Origin of the sequence: Caballeronia humi (genome assembly GCF_001544475.1) — a bacterium.
GTDB lineage: Bacteria > Pseudomonadota > Gammaproteobacteria > Burkholderiales > Burkholderiaceae > Caballeronia > Caballeronia humi.
On the sequence record NZ_FCNW02000046.1, the window covers coordinates 38,430 to 49,510 of the forward strand.

At 64.7% G+C, this 11,081-nt stretch carries 10 protein-coding genes; 6 read left to right on the forward strand and 4 right to left on the reverse strand.

The window, feature by feature from the left end:
- Window positions 1–39 precede the first annotated feature (39 nt).
- Entirely contained in the window at window positions 40–1,449 is a 1,410-nt protein-coding gene (locus AWB65_RS27585; protein ID WP_087670187.1) for a DUF1254 domain-containing protein, read from the reverse strand.
- A gap of 120 nt (window positions 1,450–1,569) precedes the next feature.
- Window positions 1,570–2,376, reverse strand: coding sequence for a helix-turn-helix transcriptional regulator (locus tag AWB65_RS27590; RefSeq protein WP_087670188.1), 807 nt, complete (start codon window positions 2,374–2,376; stop codon window positions 1,570–1,572).
- A 229-nt stretch (window positions 2,377–2,605) separates the two neighbouring features.
- On the opposite strand from AWB65_RS27590, the gene AWB65_RS27595 reads away from it, so the two are divergent.
- From AWB65_RS27595 to AWB65_RS27620, 6 genes are all read left to right on the forward strand, one after another.
- A complete protein-coding gene (locus AWB65_RS27595; RefSeq protein ID WP_087670189.1) occupies window positions 2,606–3,235 on the forward strand; it encodes a glutathione S-transferase family protein in 630 nt (209 codons plus the stop codon).
- 21 nt (window positions 3,236–3,256) lie between these two features.
- Complete coding sequence (locus AWB65_RS27600) at window positions 3,257–3,892, forward strand: glutathione S-transferase family protein (RefSeq protein ID WP_087670190.1); 636 nt, start codon at window positions 3,257–3,259, stop codon at window positions 3,890–3,892.
- Between the two features lie 88 nt (window positions 3,893–3,980).
- A complete protein-coding gene (locus tag AWB65_RS27605) occupies window positions 3,981–5,645 on the forward strand; it encodes an alpha-amylase family protein (protein ID WP_087670191.1) in 1,665 nt (554 codons plus the stop codon).
- A gap of 166 nt (window positions 5,646–5,811) precedes the next feature.
- Complete coding sequence (locus AWB65_RS27610) at window positions 5,812–7,239, forward strand: tetratricopeptide repeat protein (RefSeq protein WP_235007792.1); 1,428 nt, start codon at window positions 5,812–5,814, stop codon at window positions 7,237–7,239.
- Between the two features lie 134 nt (window positions 7,240–7,373).
- Entirely contained in the window at window positions 7,374–9,017 is a 1,644-nt protein-coding gene (locus tag AWB65_RS27615) for an acyl-CoA synthetase (protein WP_087670192.1), read from the forward strand.
- 12 nt (window positions 9,018–9,029) lie between these two features.
- A complete protein-coding gene (locus AWB65_RS27620) occupies window positions 9,030–9,824 on the forward strand; it encodes an enoyl-CoA hydratase (RefSeq protein WP_087670193.1) in 795 nt (264 codons plus the stop codon).
- On the opposite strand, the gene AWB65_RS27625 is transcribed toward AWB65_RS27620, so the two are convergent.
- A complete protein-coding gene (locus AWB65_RS27625) occupies window positions 9,825–10,838 on the reverse strand; it encodes an alcohol dehydrogenase (protein ID WP_087670194.1) in 1,014 nt (337 codons plus the stop codon).
- Between the two features lie 66 nt (window positions 10,839–10,904).
- Window positions 10,905–11,081, reverse strand: a 177-nt coding sequence (locus AWB65_RS27630; RefSeq protein WP_125474219.1) for a DUF779 domain-containing protein, incomplete at its 5' end; no start/stop codon positions are given.

Sequence of the window (11,081 nt, forward strand, 5' to 3'; positions counted from 1 at the left end):
AATCGAACGGCCGGTTTTTATTGGGCGTCCGCGTTTGCCTCAACGCACGCGCTGTATCGATGGCGACTTCCACCGGTCGTTCAGCAGTTCCGGCTTCGGCCAGTAATAACGCATCGTCACCATGAACGGCCCGTTCGGCGCCGGCAGCCAGTTCGCTTCCTTCGCCTTACCCGGCGACGTGCTCTGCACATACACCGTCAGCCCACCGTCCTTGTCCTTTTTGAGATTCGGCAGCATCGGCGAATTGATCAGGTAGCGGTTCATCGGGTTCTTCACGAGCAACTGACTCGGCAGCGCGTACATCGTCATCGACCAGAACGCGTTCACCGGCGGCAGCTTGCCCTTCGCGAACCGCAGCACGTACCGGTGCTTGCTGCCGTCGAGCGGCTCGCCCGACGCATCCTTCTCCAGCACCGGATACAGCGCCTCCTCGCGCGAATTCGCCCCGATGCCGACCTGCGTCCCCGTCGCGCGCGCGACGTAGTCGTTCTTCAGATACTCACGCGTGCCGAAAAGCGTGTCGGTCTTGCCGTTGAGCGTGGCGCGCCTGGCATCGATCGTCTTTTGCCCGTCATCCATGCCGCCGCGAAACGCTGCCTTCTGCTCGTCCGACAGCGCGCCCGGATCGAAGTGCCGGCCCGGCACGACGCCGATCTGCTCGAAGCGGCGCCGCAAGTCGGCTTCGGCCGGGTTGACGGGCGCGAACTGCAGCATGAACGCGAGGCGATCGAAGAATTCGAGCGACGTCCGCGCGTTCGCGGGCGCGAGCGGCGCGGGCCACTGCACGTCGGGCGCGGTGGGCGGCGGCGTGCTCGACGTGAAAGCGGAAAGCGTCTGCACCTTGTAGCCGGACTGGATGCGCCTGACGTTGTCGAGATCGGCGGGATTGAAAAGCTGCGTGCGCCCGACGACGTTCACCAGTTGCGTCTCCGTGCGGATCACCTGCGTGACGCCGGGCGGCGTCGGGCCGTTCCAGCCAGGCCCGGCGATCAGGTAGTGGCCGCCACGGTTGCCCGTCGTGCGCGTGCCGATGTACGCGAAGTTGAACGTGTACAGGTCCATCAACTGGAAGACGAAATAGCGCTTCGGCTCCATCGGCGGAATCGTGATGACGACCGGTTCCGCCCGCAGATCGAGGCCCGCGAACGAGTACGGTGTGTCAGAATTCGGCGTGACGAAGGCGGTGTCGTCGGGCGTGAAGACGCGCGAGATGTTGAGGATCGTGTTGAACGGGCCGCGGTATTGCGGACCGCCCTTGTCGAGGGAATAGGCGTAGATGACGGCGTAATCGTCGACCATCGGCGTGCCGTAGATGTACGCGTCCTTCGCGATCGAACGGATGTCGGCGGCGTTCGCCGTGACGGGCGGGCTTTTCGGCGCCGTGCGGCAGGCGGAAAGGGCGAACGCGACGCCAAGAAGCGCGACGAAACAGGCTCGTTTGATCGACATTGCGCGTCTCTCTGATAGGCCGCGCAAACGTCGTCACGGCGTAGTTGGGATCGGACTTCCCTTCCCTAAATATCAGATTGGCCGCGCAATGGGTAGGCTCCTTTCAGCAGACGAATGCGCTCACATCGAGCCCGCCATCGAAGGCGCCGTCCGCGCGCCCGCCTGATACGCGCTTGGGCAAATACCGAATTGCCGCCGGAAAATGCGCGTGAAGTAAGACAGATCGTTGAAACCGACCGAATACGCCACTTCTTTCACGAGCGCATTCGGATGCGCGAGCCGTTCGCACGCGCGCTCCATCCGATAACCCAGCAGATACTGGCCGAAGCTCACGCCGTTTTCCTGCCGAAACGTGCGGCAGAACTGCGACGGGCTCAGCTGGCAGATCGCCGCGACATGATCGAGCGCGATCCGGCCGTCGAAGTTCGCGCGGACGTAAGCGATCGCGGGCTGCGTCTTCTGCCGCTCGCGCGGCTCGAAGGACGGCAGCGGCACGATGCGCTCGGCGGCGCGCGACGGCGTGTCGCTCGCGCGCGTCAGCGCCGCGAGCGCCAGGATGCTGCGGCACAGTTCGCGCAGCGGCACCGGCTTGATCAGCAGGTCCCAGACGCGCAGGCGCAGCGCCCACATCGCGATCGCCATCGAATTGCGCCCCGCGATCACGAGCACGGGCAGCGCCGGATAGTCGCGACGCACGCGGGTGAGCGCGTCGATGCCCTGCGCGTTCGGCTCGTCGAATTCGAAGCACACGAAAGCGGGCGCGCGGCACCGGATGGTATCGGCGACGCGCGCGGGCTCGGCGACGCGATGGATGTCGAACGCGCCGTCGAGCGATTCCGCAAGCGAAGCCTGCGCGTTGGCCGTCAAATCTACCCACACGAAACGATAGTACGGTGATGCACTCGCTGAATCGAATGAATGTGACATGGATGGTCCGCTCCTTGTCGCCACAAGCCTTCGGTCCGGTCACGATGTTCCGTGGATCGCGGTGGCTTCGTGGGTTGCGTCCAATGTCGTTCATCCGGGAAATTCGGAATACCCTGATTGCGCGGGGAATGGCGCCCCCGATTGCGGGGTCATACGCCAAGCGCGCGCCGCGCACTTGTGTATCGTCTGCGTGTTCCGCGAACGGCGGTTTTCTACGAGAGTGCAAGCGATGCTGACGATCTGGGGCCGGGCAAACTCGGTCAATGTGCAGAAGGTGCTGTGGTGCTGCGAGGAACTTGGACTGCCGTACGAGCGCATCGACGCCGGTATGCAGTTCGGCCGCAACGACCAGCCCGGCTACCTCGCGATGAACCCGACCGGGCGCATCCCGACGCTCGTCGACGGCGATTTCGTGCTGTGGGAATCGAATTCGATCATCCGATATCTTGCGCTGCAATATGGATCGGCGAGCACGCTCTATCCCGCCGATCCGAAGCTGCGCGCGAGCGTCGATCGCTGGCTCGACTGGACGCTCACAACGCTGCAGCCAGCCGAGCGCCCGGTGTTCTGGGGCTACGTGCGCACGCCCGCGGCCCAACGCGATTCGGTGCGCCTCGCCGCCGATAGCGCCGTCGTCGCGAATCTCTGGCGCATCATCGATACGCAGTTGCAAGGCCGCGACCATCTCGAAGGCGACAGCTTCACGCTCGCCGATCTCGTGCTCGGCGCCTATGCGCGGCGCTGGTACGGCCTCGACGAATTGCGCGACCGGCCGCAGTTCGTGAACCTCGAACGCTGGTACGCGCGCATCGCCGAACGCAACGGTTTCATGCAGTACGTCGCCGCGCCGCTCAGCTGAAATCCACGACAAATCGCTCCCATGACCATCACTCTCCACACCTGGAACACGCCGAACGGCCGCAAGATCAGCGTTGCGCTCGAAGAAATGGAACTGCCTTATACCGTTGAGACAGTCAACATTTCGAAGGGCGAGCAGCACGCCGCCGACTTCCTGCGCATCAGCCCGAACAACCGCATCCCGGCGATCGTCGATCCGGAGGGCCCCGGCGGCCAGCCGATCAGCGTCTTCGAATCAGGCGCGATCCTGCTCTATCTCGGCGAGAAGACCGGCAAGTTCCTGCCGGCGAGCCTGCGTGACCGCGTGCCCGTCCTTGAATGGCTGATGTGGCAGATGGGCGGCTTCGGTCCGATGCCGGGACAAGTTCACCACTTTCGTCTGGTCGAGTCGGAGAGCGACCGGCGTTACGGCCTGAAGCGCTATTCGGATGAGACGCGGCGTCTGTACGGCGTGCTCGACCGGCGCCTCGGAGAAGTGGAATACGTGGCGGGCGATCTCTCGGTGGCGGATTTCGCGATTCTCGGCTGGGCGTGGCGACACGAGCGCCATCAAGTGTCCCTCGACGATTTCCCCAACGTGAAGCGCTGGTACGAAGCGCTTTTCACGCGACCGGCCGTGCAGCGCGGCTTCGCGGCGAAACTCGACGACGCGGCCTGATCTCGTCCGTCGCGGCGGCAGCTACACTTGACGCGTCCCCGCGCTGCCTTCAGGCGCGGTTCGTCCTCACAAGCTTCGCTCTCGGCACATGGTCAACGACCTCTGGTACAAGAACGCGATCGTGTATTGCCTGTCGGTCGGCACCTTCATGGATGCGAACGGCGACGGCATCGGCGATTTTCAGGGCTTGGTGCGACGGCTCGATTACCTGCAAGGACTCGGCATTACCACGATCTGGCTGATGCCGTTCCAGCCGTCGCCCTGCCGCGACAACGGCTACGACATCTCCGATTACTACAGCGTCGATCCCCGCTACGGCACGCTCGGCGACTTTACCGAATTCACGCACGCGTGCCGCCAGCGCGGCCTGCGCGTGATGATCGATCTGGTCGTGAATCACACGTCGGATCAGCATCCGTGGTTCAGGGAAGCGCGGCGCGACCCGGAATCGAAATATCGCGACTGGTACGTGTGGTCGAAGAAAAAACCCGCCAACGCGAAGGACGGCGTGGTCTTCCCCGGCGTGCAGAAATCGACGTGGACCTACGACAAGGAAGCGCGGATGTGGTATTTCCACCGCTTCTACGACTTCCAGCCGGACCTCAACACCGCGAATCCGTACGTGCAGGCCGAGTTGCTCAAGATCATGGGCTTCTGGATTCAGCTTGGTGTTTCGGGGTTTCGCATGGACGCGGTGCCGTTCGTCATTGCGACCAAGGGCGCCGACGTCAAGAAGCCCGTCGAGCAGTACGACATGCTGCGCATGTTCCGCGAGTTCCTGCAGTGGCGCGAGGGCGAGGCGATCATCCTCGCCGAGGCGAACGTCCTGCCGCACACCGACATGCAGTACTTCGGCGAGGCGGGCGAGCGGCTGCAGATGATGTTCAACTTCCAGGTCAACCAGAACACGTTCTACGCGCTCGCGAGCGCCGATACCGGGCCGCTCAAGGACGCGCTTCTCGCGACGAAATCGCGCGCGGCGACCGCGCAATGGGGCGTGTTCCTGCGCAATCACGACGAACTCGACCTCGGGCGGCTCTCGCCTACGCAGCGCGAATCCGTCTTCGCGGCGTTCGGCCCCGAGCCCGGCATGCAGCTCTACGAGCGCGGCATCCGCCGCCGTCTCGCGCCGATGCTCGACGGCGACCGGCATCGGCTGGAACACGCTTACAGCCTGATGCTGACGCTGCCGGGCACGCCGGTCGTGCGCTACGGCGACGAAATCGGCATGGGCGACGACCTGCGCCTGCCCGAGCGCGAATGCGCGCGCACGCCGATGCAATGGTCAACCGAACCGCAAGGCGGCTTTACGAAGAGCGCGCGGCCGGTGTCACGCGTGATCTCGGGCGGGCCGTACGGATTCGAGCGCGTCAACGTCGCGAGCCAGCGGCGTGATCCGAACTCGTTCCTGAACTGGATGGAGCGCATGATCCGCATGCGCAAGGAAGTGCCCGAAATAAGCTGGGGCGATTTCGCGATCCTGCGCGTCTCGCGTGAGGACGTGCTCGCGCTGCGCTACGACTGGCGCAACAACTCGGTCGTGTGCCTGCACAACTTCAGCCCGGCGGCGTGCACGGTGAAGTTCCGCGTCGGCGCAGCGGCGGGGGATTCGAGCGCGCTCATCAATCTGCTCTCCGACGACCACAGCCACGCTGACGGCAGCGGACGCCATACCGTGGTGCTCGAACCGTACGGATATCGGTGGTATCGGGTGGGCGGGCTCGACTATCTGCTCAAGCGCAGTGAAGTCTGAATTTAACCGACATTTCGCTCGAAATCTGTTGGCCCGACAGCAACATATACGGCTCTCCATAACCACATAAAATCGCTGAAGCGACCGCTGCATAAGGCCTCGTAAGTTTTGGCACGCTAGATGCAATGGATGCCTTGTTGCCAACATCGGCCAAGCGAGGTGCGTCGTGTCCAGCATCGAACAGCAAGCAGGCGGAAGCGCTCCGCTGCGTTTCAAAGTGAGTCCCGGCGCGATCTGGCTGTGTGTGCGCGCCGCCGCTCCGGTCGTCGCCCGCTGGCTTCCGCTCGGACTGCGCGCAACGAAATGGCTCGCCGCCTCCCCCGCCGACTGGTCAGGCTGGCTCTTCCACTGGGCCTGCATCGCGTTCGGCATCCCGTTCTGCTACATGGTCGCGACCGCCGTCCTTACACCGCAGCTCTTCATCCCGCCCATCGACGCGCCGCAATCGCTCGTCAAGCGCGGCTACAGCGCGCCGTTCCTCGCGCAGCGCATCACGTCGAGCATGGACGAGATCGGCCGCCAGGCGACGGTGTCGATTCCGCACGAAGTCATCACCGGTAACGACGAGCAACCCGAGATCCAGGTGCCGGGGCAGGAACTGTCGTACACGTCGACGGTGTATTTCCTGAAGAAGGTCGTGAAGCGGCCGGACGTCGCCGTGCACGTCGGGATCACGGAGGAAGGCGATTCGTATGTCGCTCACGTGCAGGTCGAAGGCGGCGCGTTCCACAACCGCCAGGGCACGGTAAAGGCGGCATCGCGCGACGACATCGATACGTTCATCCGCGACATCGGCACCGAAGCGATGCGTCTCGCCGAGCCGAACATGCTCGCGAGCTATTTGTTCTCGTCGGTCGAGAAAGGCGGCTGCGATCGCGACAAATGCGACTTCCGGCAAGTCGAAAGCATCTACGACGACGTGCTCAGGCTGCCCGTGCCTGAACAGGCCGAGTGGGCGCTCGCGGGCAAGGGTCTGATCCTTCTGACCAAAGGCTATTGGAAGTCCGCCGAGGAGCAGAGCCGCCAGGCCCTCGCGATGCACGCTCATTCCGCCGTCCTGCGCGCGAACCTCGCGGTGGCGTTGGAGCAGCAGCAAAAACAGGACGAGGCGCTGAAGGAGTATCGCGCGAGCGCAACGTCGAAGTCGCGCACGGCCGAAACACTGCGTCTCTGGGGCGATGCGCTCCTGCACGCGAACCGCCCGGAAGAGGCGCTGAAGCGTTTTGCCGAAGCTGCGCGCATGCGGCCGGATTTCACCGACAACCTCCACGACTGGGGCGAAGCGCTCGTGCAGCTCGGCCGCTATGACGAAGCGATCGATAAACTCTCGCGCGCGGCGGCGCTCAATCCGGAACTGGCGCCGTCATACATCGAGTGGGGTCGCGCGCTCGAAGGCAAGGGCGATCTGCGCGGCGCGGCGTACAAATACGCGCAGGCCGCCGATCTCGATCCGCGCAACCAGTCGGCGCGCGATTCGCTTGCGACGGTACGTGCGAAGGAAGCGGGCGATGCAGGCAAGGCCACCGTCCGGGCGCGGCCGCCGGTTCCGCTTCCGCATGAGGGGATCATCAGCGTGAGCGCTGATCTGGAGTAAGTCGGGTCGTTCGTTTGAAAGGCCGCTGCGGAGCGCTCCGCAGCGGCCTTTTTGCGCTCGGGTCGAGCCGCGTCGCTGTCAACCGCGCGTAATATTGTGTGAATCTTCCAATACACAAAAGATGGGGACGCGACATGAACACCGGCATGTATGAAGAAGGTCTCGACAAGACTGCCGCGAACTTCGCGGTCCTGACGCCGCTCACGTTCATCGAGCGCGCGGCGTCGGTGTATCCGCAGCGGCCCGCCATCGCGCACGGCGCCGTGCGCCGCACCTGGGCCGACACTTACGCGCGCACGCGGCGCCTCGCGTCGGCCTTGCAAGCACGCGGCATCGGCGAGGGCGATACCGTCGCCGCGATGCTGCCGAACATCCCCGAAATGGTCGAGGCGCACTTCGGCGTGCCGATGCTCGGCGCCGTGCTCAACGCGCTCAACACGCGGCTCGACGCGAACACGCTCGCGTTCATGCTCAATCACGGCGAAGCGAAGGCCGTGCTGATCGATCGCGAGTTCGCGGGCGTGATGCGCGAGGCACTGGCGCAGGCCGATCACCCGATCCTCGTCATCGATATCGACGATAGCGAATACACCGGCCCCGGCGAGCGCATCGGCGAAATCGACTACGAGAGCCTGCTTGCAAGCGGCGATCCGGAATTCGCGTGGACGCCGCCATCGGACGAGTGGAACGCGATCTGCCTGAACTACACCTCGGGGACGACGGGCAATCCGAAGGGCGTCGTCTATCACCATCGCGGTGCTTATACGAACGCGGTCAGCAACATCCTCGAATGGGACATGCCCAAGCACGCCGTCTATCTGTGGACGCTGCCGATGTTCCACTGCAACGGCTGGTGCTTTCCGTGGACCGTCGCGGCGCGCGCGGGCGTGAACGTGTGCCTGCGCCGCGTCGATGCGAAGACCATCTTCGATCTGATCCGCAGCGAAGGCGTGACGCATTATTGCGGCGCGCCGATCGTGCAGAACCTGCTCGTCAACGCGCCCGAGGAGATGAAGCATGGCATCACGCAGCGCGTTCACGCGATGGTCGCGGGCGCCGCGCCGCCTGCCGCGATGATCGAAGGAATGGAGCGGCTCGGGTTCGAGCTGACGCATGTCTACGGGCTGACCGAGGTGTACGGGCCCGCCGCCGTGTGCGCGCAGCAGGCGGAGTGGAGCACGCTCGACATCGGTGAACGCGCGCGGCTGAACGCGCGGCAAGGCGTGCGCTATCACTTGCAGGACGCGGTCCGCGTGTTGAATCCGCTCACGATGGAACCCGTCCCCGCCGATGGCGAGACGATCGGCGAGATCATGTTTCGCGGCAACATCACGATGAAGGGCTATCTGAAGAACGCGGCCGCGACGCAAGAGGCGTTTCGCGGCGGCTGGTTCCATACGGGCGATCTCGCGGTCGCCTATCCCGACGGCTACGTGCGCATCAAGGACCGCAGCAAGGACATCATCATCTCGGGCGGCGAGAACATTTCGAGCATCGAAGTGGAGGACGTGCTGTATCGGCATCCGGCGGTGCTGGCGGTGGCCGTCGTCGCCAAGCCGGACGCGCGCTGGGGCGAAACGCCGTGCGCCTTTGTCGAGCTGAAAGCGGGCGCCACGGTGAGCGCAGCCGATCTCATCGCGCATTGCAAGAATCATCTGGCGGGCTTCAAGGTGCCGCGCGCGATCGAATTCTGCGAGTTGCCGAAGACATCGACGGGCAAGATCCAGAAGTTCGAGTTGCGCAAGCGCGCGGGGTCGGTGACGGCCATCGACGTCTGACGGAGCAACCGCATGAACGAAGCAATTTTGCTCACCGAGCGCGACGCGTACGGCCTGCCCGGCGTCGTGCGTCTCACGATGAACCGGCCCGCCGCGTTCAACGCGCTATCCGAAGCCATGCTCGACGCGTTGCAGCGCGGTCTCGATGAGATCGCGGCGTCGGAGGCGCGCGTCGTCGTGATCGCGGGGGCGGGGCGCGCGTTCTGCGCGGGGCACGATCTGAAGGAGATGCGCGCGGAGCCGTCGCTCGATTATTACCGTGCGCTCTTCGCGCGCTGCTCGCAAATGATGCTCACGATCCAGCGCATGCCGCAGCCGGTGATCGCGCGGGTGCACGGCATCGCGACGGCGGCGGGGTGTCAGCTCGTCGCGATGTGCGATCTCGCCGTCGCCGCGAGCGACGCGCGTTTCGCCGTATCGGGCGTGAACTTCGGTCTCTTCTGCGCGACGCCGAGCGTGCCGCTTACGCGCAACGTGCCGCGCAAGGCGGCGTTCGAAATGCTCGTGACCGGCGATTTCATCGATGCATCGACCGCTCGCGAGCGCGGACTCGTGAATCGCGTCGCGGCGCCCGATCAACTCGACGATGCCACGCGCGCGCTCGCGGCAAGCATCTGCGATAAGCCGCGCGCGGCCATCGCAGCGGGCAAGGGGGTGTTCTACCGGCAACTCGAAACGGGCATGGAAGCCGCGTACCAGCTCGCCGGCGACACGATGGCATGCAACATGATGGACGACGCCGCGCTGGAAGGCACGCAGGCGTTCATCGAGAAGCGCGCGCCACGGTGGCGCGACGGCGAATCGTAGTCAGGTCTTCAGCACGACGCGAAACCGCGCGGCGCCGCTCATCATGCGGTCATAGGCTTCGGCCGCTCGCGCAAGCGGGAATTCCTCGATCATCGGCTTGATGCCCGAGAGCGCGCTGAACGCGAGCGTGTCCTCCGAATCCGCCGATGTGCCCGACGGCCAGCCCTGCACCGAGTGGCGCCCCATGATGAACTGCGCGATCGGCACCTCGACGGGTTCCTGTGAAATCCCGACCATGATCAGCTTGCCGTTGAGGCCGAGGCCGCCGAGCGTCGCGCTCATCGCCTTGCCGCTGGTCGCGGTCGCGAGGATCACCTTCGCGCCGCCGAGCGCGGTCAGCGCTTCCGCGACGTTCTCCGAGCTGCTGTCGATATAGCGGTGCGCGCCGAGTTCCTTCGCGAGCGGCTCCTTGTCCTTGCCGCGCGCGATCGCCACGGTGTGAAAGCCCATCTTCTTCGCGAACTGCACGCCGAGATGCCCCAACCCGCCGATGCCGAGAATCGCGACGACGTCGCCCGCGCGCGCGCCGCTGTTGCGCAGCGCGTTGAAGGTGGTGATGCCGGCGCAAAGAAGCGGGGCGGCATCGACGTCCGAGAGATCTTCGGGGATGCGCGCGAGCGCCTGCACGGGCGCGGCCACATATTCCGCGTATCCGCCGTCGTAGCTGATGCCCGGCACGAGCGCGGTCTTGCAAAGCACGAAGTCGCCCCGCCGGCAATGCTCGCAATGACCGCAGTGTCCGCCATGCCAGCCGACGCCTACGCGCTGCCCAACCTTCCACTCCTCGACGTCAGGTCCGATCGCATCGATGACGCCCGCGATCTCGTGTCCGGGGACGCGCGGAAATTGCAGGCCGGGCCACTGGCCTTCCTTCGTCAGCGAATCGCTGTGGCAGATACCGCAGGCCTGTACCTTGATGAGTACGTGTCCGGGGCCCGGTTCGGGCACGTCCTTTTCGACGACTTCCAGCGGGCCGCCGGCCTCGCTCACTTGCACCGCCTTCATCTTTCTCATCGCTTGTCTCCGAGTGATAGATGCGTTTTGCAATCTACCACTTCGGAAATTTTCAGGCAGCGACCGTCAGGCGTGCTCGACGGGATGCTGTTCGAGCCACGCCCATTCGGTGTCGTCATATAGACGCGAGCGTGTCAGAAAACGCAGACCTGTGGGCCGTTCCAGTGAGAACATGCCGCCGTTGCCCTTCACGCAATCGATGATCAACTGTGTGTGCTCCCAGTATGCGAACTGCGATTCGCT

Excerpts from the sequence above, each read along its gene's own strand:
- AWB65_RS27605 (WP_087670191.1), top strand. The coding sequence starts at position 3,981 with ATGGTCAACGACCTCTGGTACAAGAACGCGATCGTGTATTGCCTGTCG.
- AWB65_RS27625 (WP_087670194.1), bottom strand. The coding sequence starts at position 10,838 with ATGAGAAAGATGAAGGCGGTGCAAGTGAGCGAGGCCGGCGGCCCGCTG.
- AWB65_RS27590 (WP_087670188.1), bottom strand. The coding sequence starts at position 2,376 with ATGTCACATTCATTCGATTCAGCGAGTGCATCACCGTACTATCGTTTC.
- AWB65_RS27585 (WP_087670187.1), bottom strand. The coding sequence starts at position 1,449 with ATGTCGATCAAACGAGCCTGTTTCGTCGCGCTTCTTGGCGTCGCGTTC.
- AWB65_RS27615 (WP_087670192.1), top strand. The coding sequence starts at position 7,374 with ATGAACACCGGCATGTATGAAGAAGGTCTCGACAAGACTGCCGCGAAC.
- AWB65_RS27620 (WP_087670193.1), top strand. The coding sequence starts at position 9,030 with ATGAACGAAGCAATTTTGCTCACCGAGCGCGACGCGTACGGCCTGCCC.
- AWB65_RS27595 (WP_087670189.1), top strand. The coding sequence starts at position 2,606 with ATGCTGACGATCTGGGGCCGGGCAAACTCGGTCAATGTGCAGAAGGTG.
- AWB65_RS27600 (WP_087670190.1), top strand. The coding sequence starts at position 3,257 with ATGACCATCACTCTCCACACCTGGAACACGCCGAACGGCCGCAAGATC.